This is a genomic window from Pseudomonas sp. S8, assembly GCF_050473925.1.
Taxonomy (GTDB): Bacteria; Pseudomonadota; Gammaproteobacteria; order Pseudomonadales; family Pseudomonadaceae; genus Aquipseudomonas; species Aquipseudomonas parakoreensis.
In genome coordinates this window covers 2,095,401-2,113,896 of record NZ_JBFDVZ010000016.1, presented here as the reverse complement: position 1 = coordinate 2,113,896, position 18,496 = coordinate 2,095,401, and the positions used below count along the sequence as shown (strand labels likewise).

Genomic DNA, 18,496 nt, shown 5'->3' with positions numbered 1-18,496 from the left:
CGCTTGCATTAAGTCGGTTGTGAGTTCGTTGGGTTGTGCCGTTATTGCGGCAATTTGAAATCGATGGTCTGGGTGGCGAAGCCGTCAATCGGCGTGTCACCGCGTTTGGCCGGAATGAACTTCCAGTTCTTTACCGCCGCGACGGCGGCGTCATCCAGTTGCGGCTTGCCGCTGGACTTGGTCACTGTCACCGAGCCGGCGCGACCGTTGGCCAACACCTGAATGCGCAGCACCACGCTGCCTTCCCAGTTGCGCCGCAGCGCCAGTGACGGGTACTCCGGCGGCGGGTTGCCAAGGCTGGCAAGGCCGGAAATCGCGGCCGATTCCTTGACCGGGCCCGGCGCGGCGGCTGGGGCCGGTGGCGCACTCGGCGTGGTTGGCGCTGCCGGGGCGGCGGGTTGTGCCGGGGCAGGCGGAGCTTTTGGCGGCTCGACTTTCTTCACCGGTTTGGGCTTCTCGATCGGTTTCGGTTTTTCGATCGGCTTGGGTTTCTCCACCGGTTTGGGCGGTGGCTTGCCCGCGTCTTCGTCCTCCACCGGTTGTTCCGGCTCCGGAGGTGGAGGGGGCGGCGGTGGCGGTGGTGGTTCCGGTGTGGGCGGTGCCGGTGGCGTCGGGCTGGTCAGCTCGACGGTCATTTCCGGAATCTGCGGCGGCGTCGGCAGGGGCTCAGGCCGGGTCTGCTGGAAAAACCACCAGGCACCGCCGTGTATCAGTGCCGACACCGCCACCAGCAACAGCATCTGCTGCTTATTCAACCCGCCGGGCTGCGAAGTGTTGGCCGTGAAGGCCGGTCTGCCCGGTGGTGGCGGGACTGGCGCGTCCCGTAACGGCCCCGGCAGGGCTCTGTGCTTTACCGCATCGTTCATTAAAGCTCCCTCGGGTTGATGAAGGGCAATAAGGTGCCGTGCGAACATTTCGATGATGTTCGAGTGGGTGGGTGTAACTTTCTTTTGGGTGTACGCAAGCCGATAGTTGAACTATCTATTGAATAGGCTTGTGCAGGCTTACTGGTTTAACGCCAATGACTTCGTTTGTTCATTCGCCATTCCCTGGTGTTGTTCTGTATCGGTATGGATTGTTTCAATGGTCGTGATTCATTTTGCAACCGCTGTGCCAAATATTGCTGAAATGTAGAGCGGTTATTTCATGGCTGTTACCCATGTCGCATTTATATAAGTTTTACAGAATGTCCCGGTTTTCTTTAGTGCATGACTGTCCGCGGCCCCGAACGCCGGGGCTTTTTTGCAGGCGAGTCAGAACGGGCGCTGTATCGGCCGGATTAGCCAGATAGAGCCGCTGAGCTCGAGTCCTCCAGGGCGCTTGATGGTGCGCGACGGACTGATTTGGTGCGGGTCAATGTTTTAGCGGGTCACGGCGCATGTTCCTTGTTTTTGTTTAAATGAAATCAGTATTTCGGATCTGCGTTAGTTGCGTGCGCAGGAACGCTTTTGGTGCAATTAAAAAACCAGTTGAAGTTATTGTTCGACAATTTGGCAATCGCTGATGAACTCAGTGCTGGCTCAATAACTTCATGGGTCTTATTTAAAAAATAAATACCACGCTGTCGTGGGCGCATTATTCAGCGCCAGCAGAGTGGTCGGTTGTCAGGTTCAGGTAATGACGTAAATGCGCGGATGGCCGGTGCTGTTCAGGTGAACTCGACATTGCGCGGATGGATATAAACAGGCCGTGAAACGGCAGAACGATTGAAGATTCACGCAGTGACCTCCTTGTTGCCAGTTCGGATACGCGAACTTTTGGTCCGGTATCGCACCTTACAAGAACGCGGATAGCGTTCGATGATTGCTCTTGGTGCGGGATGGGCACCGCCAGCGCGGTTTTGCGGGGTTTGAATTCGCAAGTCGCGAATGCATGGGAAAAACGTGCCAAAGCCGATACACCCGCTATAAATAGGGCTACACAGATCCGTCGAGGTCGAGGAGGGGGCATGTATCAACTGTACGGACATCGCAATTCGGGTGCTGCAGCCATCGAAGCAGCGCTGGAGTTATGCCAGATCGCCTATCGCTTCATCGATATCGAAGCTTCGAGCGAGGCGGCCGAAGCCCTGGCGCGCCTCAATCCACTGAAACAGGTGCCGACCCTGCAGTTGCCCGATGGCAGTGCGATCACCGAGAGTGTGGCGATTCTGATTCACCTGGGCCTGCGCTTTCCCGGATTCGGCCTGTTGCCGGCCGAGGCCACTGATCGCGATCAGGCGATTCGCGGCATGGTCTACATCGCGAGCAATTGCTATGCGGCCATCGGCGTCATCGATTACCCCGAACGCTGGCTGGTGATGCCGGACGAAGCCTCACGACAGAATCTGATGGCCGGTGCCCGCGAGCGCTTGCACTGGAGTTGGGAAGTGTTTGCCGACCAGTTTTCCGCCGAGTTGTACCTGGACGACGAGACGCCCGGCGCCCTGGACGTGCTGGCAGCGGTGGTGACGCGCTGGTCGGGGAGTCGCGAGCACCTGCGTCAGACCCGCCCCGGGTTCTACGCGTGGTTGCAGCGCATTGACCGGCACCCGGTGCTGGCGCCGGTGTTTGCCCGGCATTGGCCGGTTTGACCACCACAAGATCCTGTAGTGAGGGGATTTATCCCCGATGTGGCACGAAGCACCCCCAAAAAAGCTGGCACCGCTACGCAGTCCATCGGGGATAAATCCCCTCACCACAGGGCTCACTCCTAAAGGAGGGAGGGACTTATTCCCCGCGAATGTACTGCTCCAGCTGCTTGATCAGCTCAGCCTGTTCGGCAATCGCCTCTTTCACCAGGTCGCCGATCGACAGCAAGCCGATCAGTTTGCCGTTCTCCACCACCGGCAAGTGGCGCAGGCGTCTGTCGGACATGATGCCCAGGCAGGTGTCGACGGTCTGATGGGTGTCCACGGTGATGACATCCTTGACCATGATGTCGCGCACCGGTGTACCGACCGAAGAGCGCCCGTGCAGTACCAGTTTGCGCGCGTAATCACGCTCACTGATGATGCCGACCACTTTTTCGTCCTCCACCACCAGCAAGGCCCCGACGTTTTTTTCGGCCATTTTCATCAGCGCTTCGAGCACCATGTGATCGGGTTTGATCTGATGCACTTCCTGATTTTTCTGATCTTTGAGCTTGAGCAGTTGGGCGACGGTCTTCATGGTGGTTACTCAGGTGTTGTCGTTGTTCTCCAAGCATCGTAGACGCTGGCGTGCAGGGCAAGGTGGCAAAGCGGCAGATAGCACGCAAAAAACGTCATTTGCCGAAAATACCTACCCCTGAGCCTGCGCGAAGGGAAACCTTGTGGTGAGGGGATTTAGCGAAACGTCGCACCGCCCCGATGGGCTGCGAAGTAGCCCCAAACTCATGAAGCCGGATTTTTCTGACATATATCACTGGATGGCTCTGGGCCCGCTACGCAGGCCATCGGGGCGGTGCGACGTTTCGCTAAATCCCCTCCCCACAGGAATGGGGTTATCCCGTGAATGGCAGCGTAGAATGCCCCTCTGATTCAATTCCTGAGGTTGCAGTGGTGGATTTACAGCAGGGCTTCGTCCTGACCCGGCATTGGCGCGACACCCCGGCCGGCACCGAAGTCGAGTTCTGGCTGGCGACCGACGCCGGACCGCGCCGTGTGCGTCTGGCGCCGCAGACGTCAGTGGCGTTTATCCCCGCTGCACAACGCGAAGCGGCCGAACGTCTGCTGCACGATGAAAAGAATGTCGAGCTGCGCCCGCTGGCCCTGCAGGATTTCGAGCATCGCCCGGTGCTGGGCCTGTATTGCCAGCAACACGGCCAGTTGATGCGCCTGGAAACTGCGCTCAACCGCGCCGGGGTCGACGTCTTTGAGGCCGACGTGCGTCCGCCGGAACGCTACCTGATGGAGCGCTTCATCACCGCGCCGGTGCTGTTCAGTGGCAGTGCCGATGACGACGGCGTCTTGCTCAATGCCCAACTGAAACCCGACCCCAACTACCGACCGCAACTGCGGCTGGTCTCGCTGGACATCGAAACCACCGAAACCGGCGAGCTGTATTCCATTGCCCTGGAAGGCTGCGGCCAGCGTCAGGTGTACATGCTCGGCGCACCGAACGGTGATGCGAGCATTGTCGACTTCGATCTCGAATACTGCGATTCGCGCACCGTTCTTCTCAAAAAGCTCAACGACTGGTTCGCCCGGCATGACCCCGACGCGATCATCGGCTGGAACGTCGTGCAGTTCGACCTGCGCGTCCTCCACGAACACGCGCGGCGCCTCGGAGTGCCGCTGAAAATCGGCCGTGGCGGTGAAGAGATGCAGTGGCGCGAACACGGCAGTCGCACGCACTACTTTGCCTCGGCAGCGGGGCGCTTGATCATCGATGGCATCGAATCGCTGCGTTCGGCGACCTGGAGTTTCCCTTCGTTCAGCCTGGAAAACGTCGCCCAGACCCTGCTTGGCGAGGGCAAGGCGATCGACAACCCGTACCAGCGCATGGACGAAATCAACCGCATGTTCGCCGAGGACAAACCGGCGCTGGCCAAGTACAACCTCAAGGACTGCGAACTGGTCACGCGGATTTTCGCCAAAACCGAACTGCTGACGTTTTTGCTCGAACGCGCCAGCGTCACTGGCCTGCCGGCAGACCGCAGCGGCGGTTCGGTGGCGGCGTTCACCCACTTGTATATGCCGCTGATGCATCGCCAGGGTTTCGTAGCGCCGAACCTGGGCACCAACCCGCCGCAGGCCAGCCCGGGCGGCTTCGTCATGGATTCACAGCCGGGGCTGTACGAGTCGGTGCTGGTGCTCGATTACAAGAGCCTGTACCCGTCGATCATCCGCACCTTTCTGATCGACCCGGTGGGCCTGATCGAGGGCCTGCAACACCCGGACGATGCCGATTCGGTGCCGGGGTTTCGCGGCGCCCGATTCTCGCGCACCCGGCATTGCCTGCCGTCGATTGTCGCGCGGGTCGCCGAGGGCCGCGAGACCGCCAAGCGCGAGCACAACGCGCCGTTGTCGCAAGCGCTGAAGATCATCATGAACGCCTTCTACGGCGTGCTCGGCTCCAGTGGTTGCCGATTTTTCGATACGCGCCTGGCATCGTCGATTACCTTGCGCGGCCACGAGATCATGCTGCGCACCCGTCAACTGATCGAAGCGCAGGGCCACGCGGTGATCTACGGCGACACCGACTCAACTTTCGTCTGGCTGCGTCGCGCGCACGGTCAGGAGGAGGCGGCGCAGATCGGCCAAGCGCTGGTCAAGCACGTCAACGACTGGTGGCGCGAGCACGTGCGGGAAGAATACGGCCTGCAAAGCGCCCTCGAATTGCAGTACGAAACCCACTACAAACGCTTTCTGATGCCGACCATTCGCGGCGCCGAGGAGGGCAGCAAGAAACGCTACGCCGGACTGGTGAGCCGCGCCGATGGCAGCGAAGACATGGTCTACAAGGGTCTGGAAACCGTGCGCACCGACTGGTCGCTGCTGGCCCGGCAATTTCAGCAGGAGCTTTACGAACGGATCTTCCAGCGCAAGCCGTATCAGGATTACGTGCGCGATTACGTGCGCAAGACTCTGGCCGGCGAGTTCGATGAACGACTGGTCTACCGCAAGCGCCTGCGCCGCACCCTTGATGACTACGAACGTAACGTGCCGCCGCATGTGCGGGCGGCGCGACTGGCCGATGATTACAACGCGCAGCACGGGCGCCCACGGCAGTACCAGAATGGCGGCTGGATCAGTTACGTCATCACCCTGGCCGGGCCGGAACCGCTGGAAGTGCGTCGCGCCGCGATCGACTACGACCATTACATCACCCGCCAGCTGCAGCCGGTGGCGGACGCGATTCTGCCGTTCGTCGATGACGATTTTTCAACCCTGATCGGGGGGCAACTGGGCCTGTTTTGAGTCCAGTAGCTGCAACGTCCATTCGTCGAGGATGCCGTGGAAGTAGCGCTCCAGTGCCTGAGCGAACGGGCAGTCGTCGGCGCTGAACTGCGCAAACAGGGTCATCGAGGAGTGGAATTTCAGGTCGTCGGGGTGGCCGAAAATCTCGGCTATCGAGCGCTGACGGATGTTCAGCACCAGTTGCGTGCAGGTGCGCAGCCGTGCGCCAAGCAGGTCGTGAGCCAGATAGGCCTGCGCCTCTTCGGCGGATTGAATGGCGTAACGCCGGGACATCTCGCTGCCACCCAGCCCGGCGAACTGCGGGAACACAAACCACATCCAGTGACTGCGTTTGCGCCCCTCATCGAGTTCGCGCTGAACCCGTTCGAACACTGGGTCCTGCGCCTGGACGAAACGCTGAAGATTGAACGGATCGTACTGATCAGTGCTTCTCATGACGAAGCCCTCGCCAACGGCCAGCGACTCAGACCATCGCCAGCCGTTGCTTGCGTTGTGGCGCTTTGAATACCTGATCCAGCGCCGCCAGATCCCCGGCATCCAGTTGCAACTGCGCCGCTTGTGCATTGAGTTGCACGTGTTCCGGTCGCACAGCCTTGGGAATCGCAATCACACCATCCTGACGCAGAATCCACGTCAGCGAAACCTGTGCCGGGGTCACGTTGTGACGGGCGGCAATCCTGTTCAGTACCGGTTCGGCCAACATCGCGCCGCCCTGACCGATCGGGCAGTACGCCATTAACGGCATACGCTGTTGTTGGCACCATGGCAGCAAGTCGAATTCGACGCCGCGCTCTTCCAGGTTGTACAGCACCTGATTGGTCGCGCAGGCCGGGTTGCCCAGTTCTTCGAGGTCATCGACGTCGAAATTCGACACGCCCCAACGGCCGATCTTGCCGTCCGAACGCAGGCGTTCGAAGGCTTCGACGGTTTCTTCCAGCGGATACTGGCCGCGCCAGTGCAGCAGATAGAGGTCGATGTAGTCGGTGTCGAGCCGGCGCAAACTGCGTTCGCAGGCTTGCGGAATGCCTGTGCGGCTGGCGTTGTGCGGGTAGACCTTGCTCACCAGAAACACTTGGTCGCGCAGGCCCGCGATGGCTTCGCCGACGACAGCTTCGGCGCCACCTTCGGCGTACATTTCTGCAGTGTCGATCAGAGTCATGCCGAGTTCGATGCCTTGGCGCAGCGCGGACACTTCACGCGAGTGCGCCGAGCGCTCTTCGCCCATGCGCCAGGTGCCCTGGCCGATCACTGGAACCTGCACGCCTGCCAGTTCGAGGGTACGCATTCAAACCTCCTGTGCTGATGGTCATACCTTAGTGGGCAGCAGGATAGCGCAGGGGTTCCAATGGAGGGCGATGAACCTGTGGCGAGGGGATTTATCCCCGATGGGCGCGTAGCGCCCCCAAGAAGCAGGGTTGCTGCGCAACCCATCGGGGATAAATCCCCTCACCACAAGGCCGGTGCTATTTAGCGGAGAACTTCAACACCACACTGTGGTTGTAAGTCTGCCCCGGATCGAGACGCGTACTTGGGAAGTCCGGCTGATTCGGCGCATCCGGATAGTGCTGCGTTTCCAGGGTAAACGCGCCCCAGTGCGGATAGACCTTGCCGCCCTTGCCTTTGACCGTGCCGTCGAGGAAGTTGCTGGTGTAGAACTGCACGCCCGGCTCGCTGGTGAACAGCTGCAGATGCCGTCCGGATTGCGGATCACTGACCTCGGCGGCAACTTTGCTCACATCACCTTTTGTGTCCAGCACCCAGTTGAAATCAAAGCCGCCCTGTTTCGGTTCGGCGAATTTCAGCTGCGGGTGATCAGCCTTGATGTGGGTGCCGATGGCAGTGGGCTGGGTGAAATCCATCGGCGTGCCGGCCACGGGCGCCAGTTCGCCGGTCGGGATCAGTTTGCCGGTGACCGGGGTGTAATGGCTGGCGTGCAAGGTGGCCACCTGCTTGAGGATGTCGCCATTGCCGGCACCGGCGAGGTTGAAGTAGCTGTGGTTGGTCAGGTTCAGCACCGTCGGTTTATCGGTGCTGGCCTTGTAGTCGATGCGCAACTCGTTGTTGTCGGTCAGGCGATAGGTCACTTCGGTGGTGAGATTGCCGGGGAAGCCCATTTCGCCGTCCGCCGACAGATAGGTGAGGGTCACGCCGACTGAATCCTTGTCCTTGGTTTCCTGCGCTTTCCAGACTTTCTTGTCGAAACCCTGGGTGCCACCATGCAGGGCGTTGGACTTGTCGTTCTGCGGCACTTGATAGCGCTTGCCGTCGAGTTCGAATGCACCCTCGGCCAGGCGATTGCCGAAACGGCCGATGGTTGCGCCGAAATACGCCGTGCCTTTCTGGTAACCCTGCACGTCGTCGAAACCGAGCACCACGTCAGCGGCTTTGCCGTGCTTGTCCGGTACTAGCAGCGATTGCAAGGTGGCGCCGTAGGTGATGACGGTCGCCTGCATGCCGTGGCTGTTGCGCAGGATGTATTGCTCGACGGGTGTGCCGTCATTGGTTTTGCCAAAGGCTTTGTGTTCGGCGGTCAGGCCGGCTGCGTTGGCGGAGAGGGTGGCGATCATCAGGGACAGTCCGAGGCCGGAGAGCAGGTGTCGGGATTGAAGCATGGTTGACCTTCCTTTTTGTTGTTGTTTTGAAAACACCACAATTCCCCTGTAGGAGCTGCCGCAGGCTCGGGCCGCGTTCGGACGATCTTTTGACTTTTGTTTTTCAGGATCAAGATCAAAAGATCGCAGCCTTCGGCAGCTCCTACACGGAATTAGTCAATCTATTTGCGCGTGTGGAAAAGATTTATAGCTGATTAATCGTGTATTTCAACAAAAAAGACTGACTAATTAGCTTGGCGCTCATTCGCCGCCAATCAACCGGGCAGATCCGCCACTGCACTTTTTTGCAATTGCCGGCTCTATCCTTGGCCAGGATGCGGCGACGCCCGCCGCGCAGGAATGTGCCTGTTCGAGAATTCATGCCGAGAGCTTTTCACCCGATCATCCGATTTGTTCGCCGCCCGTGTCTGCTGCTGGCCTGTCTGGCATCGCTGTTTGTCAGCGGTTGCACGCACCAGACCGGCAATGGATTCTTCGCCCAGATGCGTGACGGTCAACCGCAGGAATTCCTGCAGACCAGCGTCGACCGCATGGCCACATTAGCGATGCGCGACAACCTCAACAGTCTTTATCGGTTGATGGGCAAGCTGTATTTGCGCAACCCGGAAGAACTGCGCAAATCGGGGTTCCTCGACATCAACACCGCGGTGAAACAGGTGCGCCTGGCTGTCGAGCAGCAGCAACCGTTGCCGGTGCTGGGCGGGCGCAAGGATCTGGCGGCGCTCAGCTATGCGATGAGTCCGGAGTTTCTCGGGGATCGGGTCGGCGCCTTCATCTATGCCATCGGTAGCATGCTGGTCACCGCTCATGGCAACCGCGTCGAGTTCTACATGACCGATGCAATTAACCCGACCTTCGTCCACAACGCCGCGCGTAATATCGAGAAAGCCACGTGGATCCTGGCCCAGCGCCAGAACAAGGAAGGCCAGCCGCTGCTGTTCTCCAATGAAATCTCGGAGGAGGGCAGCAACCTGAGCTTCGCCACCGAATTCGGCAAGATCGTCGCGCGGCTCGACTTGCTGACGCAGATGCTCGACGAGCGTTACCGGCGTATTGGCCTGAATTACGCGCAGAGCCTGCTGTTCCTGAATTTCCTCCCGGTGCAGTGAACCCTGTAGGAGCTGCCGCAGGCTGCGATCTTTTGACCTGGATCTAAAAAAACAAAGTCAAAAGATCGCAGCCTGCGGCAGCTCCTACAGGGGTTGGTGGTGTAAGTTGTATACAGTTTCAAATAAAAATTAGCTCAAAAGGGAGCTGCACCTGTCATGACCGACTCCGCAAGCACCGACTTCAACCGCATCGACCGCGTCGCCCGTACAGAAAAACTGCCGTACGCCGCGTTACTGGCGTTCGCCATGACCGGCTTCATCGCCATCCTCACCGAAACTCTGCCGGCCGGGCTGCTGCCGCAGATCGGCGCCGGGCTCGGCGTCAGTGAAGTGCTCGCCGGGCAACTGGTGACGCTGTATGCGCTGGGTTCGATTGTCGCGGCGATTCCGTTGACCGTGGCCACCCGGGGCTGGCCACGGCGCCGGGTGCTGCTGATGACGGTCGGCGGTTTCCTGCTGTTCAACACCGTCACCACGTTCTCCAGCCATTTCGGCCTGACCCTCGCGTCGCGGTTTCTCGCCGGGATGGCCGCAGGACTGTCGTGGGGCATCATGGCCGGTTACGCCCGCGGGATCGTGCCGGTGCACCAGCAGGGGCGGGCGCTGGCAATCGCGATGCTGGGTACCCCGGTGGCGCTGTCGCTGGGTACCCCGGCGGGGACGTGGCTGGGTACCCTGATCGGCTGGCGCGCGTCGTTCGGGATCATGTCGGCGCTGGCATTGGTGCTGGCGGCGTGGATTGTGCTGGCGGTGCCGGATCGTCCGGGTCAGGCCAGCGCCGAACGCCTGCCGTTGCTGCAGTCATTGCGCCTGCCGGGCGTGCGGCCGGTGCTGTTCGTGGTGCTGACCTGGATGCTCGGGCACAACATTCTTTACACCTACATTGCGCCTTTCCTGATGCAGGCCGGGCTGGCCGAGCGTGTCGATCTGGTGCTGCTGGTGTTTGGTCTGTGTTCGCTGGTCGGAATCTGGATCATCGGCGTGCTGGTGGATCGCTGGCTGCGCTGGCTGACCCTGATCAGCCTCGCGGTGTTTGCCTTGACTGCACTGGTGCTGGCGTTGATGTCTGCGTCGCCGTGGCTGATCTACACCTGCATGGCGGTGTGGGGCCTGTCATTCGGCGGCTCGGCAACGTTGCTGCTGACGGCTGCGGCGGATTCGGCCGGCGAGCATGTGGACGTGGTACAGGCAATGCTCACCACGTCCTGGAACGTGGCAATTGCCGGCGGCGGCCTGTTTGGCGGGTTGCTGCTGGATCAAGCGGGGGCAATGTCGTTTCCGTGGGCGCTGTTGATCCTGTCGCTGATTGCGTTGGCGACGGTGTGGATCAACCGGCATCACAGTTTCAAACCGGGCCGGCGCCAGCACTGAACTACACCTCCACTGTAGGAGCTGCCGGAGGCTGCGATCTTTTGATTTTGTCTTTTAATCAAGATCAAAAGATCGCAGCCTCCGGCAGCTCCTACAGTGTTAGATGTAGGAATCGGGCATAACGATAGACCGCATCGATATATGTGGTTATATGAAAAATCGCTATGCTGCGGGCCAGATTTTTCCTGTCGTTTTTCTGGACGTCTTAATGGAATTGGCAAATTTCGGCCTGGTCATCGCCGGGCTGGTGGTGGGTTTTATTGTCGGCATGACCGGTGTCGGCGGCGGTTCGTTGATGACGCCGATCCTGCTGTGGTTCGGTATCAACCCGGCAACCGCGGTGGGCACTGACCTGTTGTACGCGGCCATCACCAAATCCAGTGGCGTGCTGGTTCACAAGAAGAACAACAACATCGATTGGGCGATCACCGGTTGGCTGACCCTTGGCAGCGTGCCGGCAGTCGCCCTGACCTTGTGGTTTCTCAGCAGTCTGCACACCGCGCCCGAGGCGATGAACGCGATCATCAAGCAAGCCTTGGGCTGGGTATTGTTCGCCACCGCGCTGGCGATTCTGTTCAAGAAGCGCCTGCTCGAATTCGCCCATAACCGTGCGGGCGGCAACTACAACCCGAGCGGCGCGCGCCTGAACGTAATGACGGTGATCACCGGTCTGATCCTCGGCACCATGGTCGCCCTGACCTCGATCGGCGCCGGCGCCCTCGGCACGGTCGCGTTGTTCATTCTCTATCCACTGCTGCCGACCCGGCGTCTGGTCGGCACCGAAATCGCCCACGCCGTGCCGCTGACCCTGGTTGCAGGTCTGGGCCATGCGAGCATGGGCAACATGGATTGGGGCGTGCTGGGTTTCCTGCTGATGGGTTCGCTGCCGGGCATCTGGCTGGGCAGCCACCTGACCGGGCGCATTTCCGATGAATTGCTGCGCCCGTGTCTGGCGACCATGTTGCTGTTGATCGGCTATAAACTGGCGTTCTGATGTAGGAGCTGCCGAAGGCTGCGATCTTTTGATCTTCGTTTTTACGATCAAGATCAAAAGATCGCAGCCTGCGGCAGCTCCTACGCTGCGGTATGAAGGATGTGGAATTTCATGACGGTCACCGGCAAATCCTCGTAGACCAGATCCTCGACCACCTCCCAACCCAACCCCGCATACAGCGATTGCGCAGCGTCGGTGTACAGATACAACTCAGTCACTCCCAGCGTCGCCGCCTCGGCGACGATCCTGTTGACCAGTTGCGAAGCAATTCCGCGTCCGCGATCTTCAGCCTTCACATAAACCCCCGCCAGCCAAGGCGTCAGCTCGGGACGGATCTTCATGTCGCTGTCGATCAGCAGCGCGCCACCGAGCAATCTTTCGTCTTCAATGGCCACCACCACGCTGGGAACCACACCCTTGCCGCAGGCGGCGCGCATCCGCTCGGTACGAGCCTCAAGGGTATCGCCGTCACGGAATTCGCCCCATTCGTTGAAATTGAGTTCGGCCAGTTCCTCAATCAAATGCGGGTGATCACACAGGTAGTCGATGTGCATGGGCTGAACTCCTTTTCATGGGCGGAACAGCCAGCCTAATGCGCTCATAAAAGGTAATCAAATCCGCGTCACGATTACGCCGATGCGGTTGCGCAATGACGCGGCTGACCTAAGCTTCTGACAAGGCGAAACATATTTGCCGGGCACGACCCCGGAACAATCGCCGCGATGCGCAATCATTAGAGCGTGGATATCAAAAGGAGATGCGCATGCTCATCAGGTCTCTGACCCTGACACTCTTGCTGGCGATTGCCGGTCCCTTGTTCGCCGCTGACAACGATTCGCCCATAGCCGGGGATATGGGACGGGCCCGACCGTTGATCGTGATCGCACAAAGCACCGTCGACCCCGTGTGGGTGGGGTTGAAAAAGTCGCTGGAAGATCCGGCGAACAAGAAAGGTGTGACTGACCGCAACATCAAGGTCTACACCATCCTCAATATGGCCGGTCAGCTCGACGGCAAGGACCTTGGCCAGCAGGACACCATGGCCCTGTTGCGCTCGCTGAAGCTGGGCGCCGGGGCGTACCCGAAAGTGTTCCTGTTGGGCAAGGACGGCGAGACCAAACTCTCGGCCTCGGGCGATGAAGCGAAATCGGTGGACCTGAAGAAAATCTTCGACACCGTTGATGCGCTGCCGGCCAGCGAAAAGGAAATCAGCGCACCGACGGTCGCTGAAACCAAGGCCACGGCCGCCGAACCGGCAGCCAAGAAAGGCGAGAAGGGCGCCAAGGCGAGCAAACCGGCGAAACCGAGCAAACCACCGGAAATGCCGGATGATTGATGGCATGGCCTGAATCAAAAAATGGGCGACCTCTACAGGTCGCCCATTTTTATTGCCCGTTTGTGGAGAGGGGATAAATCCCCTCTCCACCGTTTCAATGTCAGTCAGTCAGGGCGCTGAATATTTCGTGGGCAATCTTCACCCGTTCCGCGTTCGGGTAATTCTTGTTCGCCAGAATCACGATGCCGAGATCCTTCGACGGTACAAACGCCACATAGGCGCCGAAGCCTCCGGTCGCGCCGGTTTTGTTGTAAAGCACGTTGGCCGGTTCAGGCTGTGGCGAGGCCAGCCATTTGACCTTGTGCGCTTCCATGGCCATCGGCGTCGAGTTGCCGTTCTGCAATTTATCGAGGCTGATCGGGTAGGCATAACGCTCCCAGCCCAAGCCTTGGGTCATGTCGCCAACGGTGTAGTAACCGTTGTGGGTCGCAGCGATAGCTTTTTGCAGCGGCGCTTCAAGGCTGGCCGGTTTCAGGTTAGCCTCGACATACCGCAGCAGATCCGCAGCACTGGTTTTAATACCGTAGGCTTCGGAATCCAGTGCGCCTGGACTGACCCGTACCGGTTTGTCTTTCTTGTCATAACCTTGGGCGTAAAGCTTGGCTTCGGACGCGGGCACCTGGATGAAGGTGTGCTTGAGGCCGAGTTTCGGCAGCAGGGTTTCGCTCATCACCTGATCATATGGCTGACCGAGGGTCTTGGCGGCCAGATAACCGAACAGGCCCAGGCTGGGGTTGGAATACAGACGCTGGCTGCCAGCCGGGAAGCTCGGTTTCCATTGTTGGTAGTAGCCGAGCATCTTGTCCGACGAATCCCACGGGTCAGGGAATTGCAGCGGCAGGCCGCCGGCGCTGTAGGTGCCCAGTTGCAGTACGCTGATGTTGTCGAAAGCGCTGCCTTTCAGTTCCGGCCAGAGCTGGCTGGCCTTGGTCGACAGGTCCAGTTTGCCGGTCGCCTGCGCATAACCGGCCAGGGTCGCGGCGAAGGTTTTACTCACCGAACCGATTTCGAACAGGGTGTTTTCGCTGACTTTCTGTCCGGTGTCCTTGGCGGCGACGCCGTAATTAAAGTAATGCGGCTGGCCGTGGACGGTGACAGCCACGGCCAGGCCCGGAATCTGTTGCTGCTGCATCACCGGGGCGACGGCTTTATTTACCAGGGCTTGCAATTGCTCGTCGCTGGGTGTGGCGGCCATGCACGTGGTAGCAGCGAAAATAACACCAAATGCGCTGCAGATATTGACTTTGCTCGGGTTGATGAAGGACATGTGTGACCCACTCTCCATGAGTGTTGAGGGTGATATCCCGCTACACTGCGGGCGATCTTCTTGATGGGCGACTGATCAGCGCCGTCAATTTAGGCAGTCCGGCGATGATCGACAAACGATGAAATCTCGCATGAGCCATTAGAAAAATTTGGGAATGGGCATGATTCGACCTCAACTGCCGCTCAATGCATTGCGCGCGTTCGAAGCCTCGGCGCGGCATTTGAACTTCACCCGCGCCGCCGTGGAGTTATGCGTGACCCAGGCGGCGGTGAGCCATCAGGTCAAAAGCCTCGAAGCGCAACTCAGCGTCACCCTGTTCAAACGCCTGCCCCGCGGGCTGATGCTGACCAGTGAAGGGGAGACCCTGTTGCCGGTTCTGAGCACTTCGTTCGATCACATCGCGCAGATGCTTGAGCGGCTGGCCGGCGGTCAGTATCGGGAAATGCTGACCGTGGGTGCCGTCGGAACCTTTGCGGTCGGTTGGCTGCTGCCACGGCTGGCAGACTTCCAGGCGAAACATCCGCTCATAGATTTGCGACTATCGACTCACAACAACCGGGTCGATGTCGCCGCCGAAGGACTGGATTACGCGATTCGTTTCGGTGCCGGGGCGTGGCATGGCATCGAGGCCACGCGCTTGCTCGATGCGCCACTGTCGGTGTTGTGCGTGCCGGAAATTGCCCGGCAGTTGCAATCCCCGGGTGACCTGTTGCAGCAGCGTTTGCTGCGCTCGTATCGCACCGATGAATGGCCGCAGTGGTTTCACGCCGCCGGCCTGGCGACCCACGCCGCGCCGCCGCAGAGCATCGTGTTCGACTCGTCGCTGGCGATGATGGAGGCCGCGCTGCAGGGCAGCGGCGTAGCGCTGGCACCGCCGCTGATGTTCGCCCGGCAATTGGCGGCGGATGTGATTCGTCAGCCGTTTGCGATTGAAATCACCACCGGCAGTTATTGGCTGACGCGTTTGCAGTCACGGCCGGAGACGGCGGCGATGACGGCGTTCAAAAACTGGCTGCTGCAAATCACTGCCTGACACAAAACCCTTGTAGGAGCTGCCGCAGGCTGCGATCTTTTGACTTTGATTTTTGAAGATCAAGATCAAAAGATCGCAGCCTGCGGCAGCTCCTACAGGGGGAAGGCATCAGCGCACCAGGCACGGCCGCTTGTTATCGAACGTCCACCCCGGAAGCAAAAACTGCATCGCCACGCTGTCATCTCGCGCACCGAGGCCCATGCCTTTATACAGCTCATGAGCCTTGGCCACTTGGTCCATGTCCAGCTCCACGCCCAGCCCCGGTTTCTGCGGCACTTGCACGCAACCGTCGACAATTTGCAGCGGCGCCTTGGTCAGGCGCTGGCCGTCCTGCCAGATCCAGTGCGTGTCGATGGCGGTGATGTCGCCCGGTGCCGCGGCCGCGACATGGGTGAACATCGCCAAAGAGATATCGAAGTGGTTGTTGGAGTGTGAGCCCCAGGTCAGGCCCCACTCATGGCACAGCTGCGCGACACGTACCGAGCCTTGCATGGTCCAGAAGTGCGGGTCGGCCAGCGGGATGTCCACCGACTGCAGCTGAATGGCGTGGCCCATCTCGCGCCAGTCGGTGGCGATCATGTTGGTCGCCGTCTTCAGCCCGGTGGCGCGGCGAAATTCGGCCATGACTTCACGCCCGGAGTAACCGTTTTCCGCACCGCAAGGGTCTTCGGCATAAGCCAGCACGTGATGCTGATCGCGGCACAGGCGGATCGCTTCCTTCAGTGACCAGGCACCGTTCGGATCGAGGGTGATACGCGCCTCGGGAAAGCGTTCGGCCAGTGCCGTCACGGCTTCGATTTCCGCATCACCGCTGAGCACGCCGCCCTTGAGTTTGAAATCCTGGAAACCGTATTTGGCCTGGGCCGCTTCGGCCAGACGCACCACCGCTTCGGCGCTCATGGCCTTCTCGTGACGGACGCGGAACCAGTCGTTATCGGCGTCCGGTTCGCTGCGGTAGGCGAGGCTGGTTTCGCGCTGGTCACCGACGTAAAACAGATAACCGAGCATCTTCACTTGGTCGCGCTGCTGGCCTTCGCCGAGCAGCGCCGCGACCGGCACGTCGAGGTGTTGCCCGAGCAAGTCGAGCAGGGCGGCTTCGAGTCCGGTCACTGCGTGAATGGTGATGCGCAGGTCGAACGTCTGCAGGCCACGGCCGCCGGCGTCACGCTCGGCGAAGGTCTGGCGCACCTGATTGAGGATTTTCTGATAGTTGCCGATCGGGTTGCCGAGCACCAGGCTGCGAGCGTCCTCCAGCGTCTGGCGGATGCGCTCGCCACCGGGGACTTCACCGACGCCGGTGTGCCCGGCGTTGTCCTTGAGAATAACGATATTGCGGGTGAAAAACGGCCCGTGGGCGCCGCTCAGGTTGAGCAGCATGCCGTCGTGGCCGGCCACTGGAATCACCTGCATGTCGGTGATGATCGGCGCTTTGGCGGTGTCGTGTGCAGTCATGGTTTTGATCCTAATCAGACAGAATTCAGGCGTGCTTCGGCGCGGCTTCGGCCACGGCAAGGTGAGCAGCGGGTTTCGGTGTGGTGCGGGCCGCGAAGACGATGATCGCGGCGATGATCGAGGTCGCGGCCAGACCGTAGAGGCCGCCCTGAATCGAGCCGGTGTGTTGTTCCAGCAGGCCGAAGGTGGTGGGCGCGACGAAGCCGCCGAGGTTGCCCACCGAGTTGATCAGCGCAATCACCGCTGCGGCGATTCGCGCATCCAGATACGCCTGCGGAATCGGCCAGAACAACGAGGAGGCGGACTTGAAGCCGAGCGCGGCAAAACAGATCGCGACAAAGGCAAAAATCGGCCCGCCGGTGGTGGACATGAACATCCCCGCCGCGGCGATCAACAACGCGGTGGCGACCCAGGCCTGCTGATGCTTCCACTTGGCCGAGAAGGCAGCGAAGGCGTACATGCCGATGATCGACAGCAGCCACGGAATCGAGTTGAACAGCCCGACCTGGAAATCGCTCATCTCGCCCATTTTCTTGATGATGCTTGGCAACCAGAACGTCGCGGCGTAGATGGTCAGCTGAATGAAAAAGTAGATCAGGCAGAACAGGATGATTTGCCGGTCCTTGAGCAGTTTGCCCATCGATGGGCGGATCGGCGTCGCGGCTTCGCGGGCCTTCTGTTCATCATCGATGGCGTTGACCAGTGCGTCCTGTTCGGCGCGGGTCAGCCATTTCGCGTCGTGGGGTTTCGCGTCGAGCCAGAACCAGACGAACACGCACAGCCCGACCGAGAACATCCCCTCGATGAAATACATCCATTGCCAGCCGTGCATGCCCAGGCCGTTGATCTGCAACAGCAGGCCGGACAATGGGCCGGAGATCAACGAGGCCACCGCCGAACCACTGAGGAAAATCGCGATGGCCTTGCCGCGTTCGGCGCCGGGTAGCCAGCGAGTGAAGTAGTAGATCACCCCGGGAAAGAATCCGGCCTCGGCCACGCCAAGCAGAAAGCGCAGGATGTAAAAGTGCGTTTCGTTCTGGATGAATGCCATGCCGGCGGCGACCAGGCCCCAGGTGAGCATGATGCGGGTCAGCCAGATACGCGCGCCGACTTTTTGCAGGAGCATGTTGGACGGCACTTCGAACAGCGCGTAACCGATGAAAAACAGACCGGCGCCGAAGCCGTAGGCGGCCGCCCCGATGCCCAGGTCATGTTCCATGTGAGTGCGGACGAAACCGATGTTCACCCGGTCAATGTAATTGACGATGAACATGATCACGAAGAGCGGCAGGACGTGGCGTTTCACTTTCGAGATGGCGGACGCGAGTGTCGAATCGACGCCCTCGTTGATCCCGGAGACGGAGGTTTTCACTTGGTTTTCTCCCACTGATTATTTTTATGCGGGGTAGGGCTGGGTGCTGCGCTGTTGATAGACATCATA

The 18,496-nt window shown here is 60.0% G+C and carries 16 protein-coding genes; 7 read left to right on the top strand and 9 right to left on the bottom strand.

All coding sequences use genetic code 11. The features are described from left to right. Nucleotides 1-41: 41 nt before the first annotated feature. Nucleotides 42-866: an energy transducer TonB gene (locus AB1J88_RS10745; protein ID WP_430291030.1), complete on the bottom strand. Its 825-nt coding sequence runs from the start codon at nt 864-866 to the stop codon at nt 42-44. A 1,082-nt stretch (nt 867-1,948) separates the two neighbouring features. Between AB1J88_RS10745 and AB1J88_RS10740 the strand changes: the two genes are divergently transcribed. After that, nucleotides 1,949-2,572: a glutathione S-transferase N-terminal domain-containing protein gene (locus tag AB1J88_RS10740; RefSeq protein WP_041074054.1), complete on the top strand. Its 624-nt coding sequence runs from the start codon at nt 1,949-1,951 to the stop codon at nt 2,570-2,572. Nucleotides 2,573-2,708: 136 nt separating this feature from the next. Here AB1J88_RS10740 and AB1J88_RS10735 read toward each other — a convergent pair whose 3' ends face one another. Then, a complete protein-coding gene (locus AB1J88_RS10735) occupies nt 2,709-3,149 on the bottom strand; it encodes a CBS domain-containing protein (RefSeq protein WP_041074056.1) in 441 nt (146 codons plus the stop codon). Between the two features lie 371 nt (nt 3,150-3,520). Between AB1J88_RS10735 and AB1J88_RS10730 the strand changes: the two genes are divergently transcribed. After that, on the top strand, nt 3,521-5,881 hold the full coding sequence (locus tag AB1J88_RS10730; protein ID WP_430291029.1) for a DNA polymerase II: 2,361 nt from the start codon (nt 3,521-3,523) through the stop codon (nt 5,879-5,881). Here AB1J88_RS10730 and AB1J88_RS10725 read toward each other — a convergent pair. From AB1J88_RS10725 to AB1J88_RS10715, 3 genes are all read right to left on the bottom strand, one after another. Beyond that, nucleotides 5,846-6,316 carry a DUF1810 domain-containing protein gene (locus AB1J88_RS10725; protein WP_095667002.1) on the bottom strand — a complete coding sequence of 157 codons (471 nt, stop codon included), beginning with the start codon at nt 6,314-6,316 and terminating at the stop codon, nt 5,846-5,848. The genes AB1J88_RS10730 and AB1J88_RS10725 overlap by 36 nt on opposite strands. A gap of 28 nt (nt 6,317-6,344) precedes the next feature. Further along, entirely contained in the window at nt 6,345-7,166 is an 822-nt protein-coding gene (locus tag AB1J88_RS10720) for an aldo/keto reductase (protein WP_430291028.1), read from the bottom strand. Nucleotides 7,167-7,344: 178 nt separating this feature from the next. Continuing rightward, nucleotides 7,345-8,493 (bottom strand): aldose epimerase family protein, encoded by a 1,149-nt coding sequence (locus tag AB1J88_RS10715; RefSeq protein WP_430291027.1) that lies wholly within the window; start codon nt 8,491-8,493, stop codon nt 7,345-7,347. Nucleotides 8,494-8,852: 359 nt separating this feature from the next. On the opposite strand from AB1J88_RS10715, the gene AB1J88_RS10710 reads away from it, so the two are divergent. The 3 genes from AB1J88_RS10710 to AB1J88_RS10700 all read left to right on the top strand — a co-directional run bounded on the left by AB1J88_RS10710 (nt 8,853) and on the right by AB1J88_RS10700 (nt 11,967). Further along, on the top strand, nt 8,853-9,602 hold the full coding sequence (locus AB1J88_RS10710; protein WP_041074065.1) for a hypothetical protein: 750 nt from the start codon (nt 8,853-8,855) through the stop codon (nt 9,600-9,602). A 156-nt stretch (nt 9,603-9,758) separates the two neighbouring features. Further along, the gene (locus tag AB1J88_RS10705; protein ID WP_430291026.1) at nt 9,759-10,973 is read left to right on the top strand and encodes an MFS transporter; all 1,215 of its coding nucleotides are present in this window, start codon (nt 9,759-9,761) and stop codon (nt 10,971-10,973) included. Nucleotides 10,974-11,181: 208 nt separating this feature from the next. Beyond that, the gene (locus AB1J88_RS10700) at nt 11,182-11,967 is read left to right on the top strand and encodes a sulfite exporter TauE/SafE family protein (RefSeq protein ID WP_041074069.1); all 786 of its coding nucleotides are present in this window, start codon (nt 11,182-11,184) and stop codon (nt 11,965-11,967) included. Between the two features lie 80 nt (nt 11,968-12,047). Here the strand turns inward: AB1J88_RS10700 and AB1J88_RS10695 are convergent, their stop codons facing one another. Continuing rightward, a complete protein-coding gene (locus AB1J88_RS10695) occupies nt 12,048-12,521 on the bottom strand; it encodes a GNAT family N-acetyltransferase (protein ID WP_430291025.1) in 474 nt (157 codons plus the stop codon). A gap of 209 nt (nt 12,522-12,730) precedes the next feature. Between AB1J88_RS10695 and AB1J88_RS10690 the strand changes: the two genes are divergently transcribed. Then, complete coding sequence (locus AB1J88_RS10690) at nt 12,731-13,303, top strand: DUF4174 domain-containing protein (protein ID WP_047291537.1); 573 nt, start codon at nt 12,731-12,733, stop codon at nt 13,301-13,303. Between the two features lie 100 nt (nt 13,304-13,403). Here AB1J88_RS10690 and ampC read toward each other — a convergent pair whose 3' ends face one another. After that, nucleotides 13,404-14,570: a class C beta-lactamase gene (gene ampC / locus AB1J88_RS10685; RefSeq protein ID WP_430291024.1), complete on the bottom strand. Its 1,167-nt coding sequence runs from the start codon at nt 14,568-14,570 to the stop codon at nt 13,404-13,406. A 160-nt stretch (nt 14,571-14,730) separates the two neighbouring features. Here ampC and AB1J88_RS10680 point away from each other — a divergent pair, with 160 nt between their 5' ends. After that, complete coding sequence (locus tag AB1J88_RS10680) at nt 14,731-15,603, top strand: LysR family transcriptional regulator (RefSeq protein WP_430291023.1); 873 nt, start codon at nt 14,731-14,733, stop codon at nt 15,601-15,603. 108 nt (nt 15,604-15,711) lie between these two features. Here the strand turns inward: AB1J88_RS10680 and gudD are convergent, their stop codons facing one another. Both gudD and AB1J88_RS10670 read right to left on the bottom strand, forming a co-directional pair. Beyond that, nucleotides 15,712-17,055 carry a glucarate dehydratase gene (gene gudD / locus AB1J88_RS10675; protein WP_430291022.1) on the bottom strand — a complete coding sequence of 448 codons (1,344 nt, stop codon included), beginning with the start codon at nt 17,053-17,055 and terminating at the stop codon, nt 15,712-15,714. Between the two features lie 25 nt (nt 17,056-17,080). Further along, nucleotides 17,081-18,427 (bottom strand): MFS transporter, encoded by a 1,347-nt coding sequence (locus AB1J88_RS10670; RefSeq protein WP_430291021.1) that lies wholly within the window; start codon nt 18,425-18,427, stop codon nt 17,081-17,083. Nucleotides 18,428-18,496 lie beyond the last annotated feature (69 nt).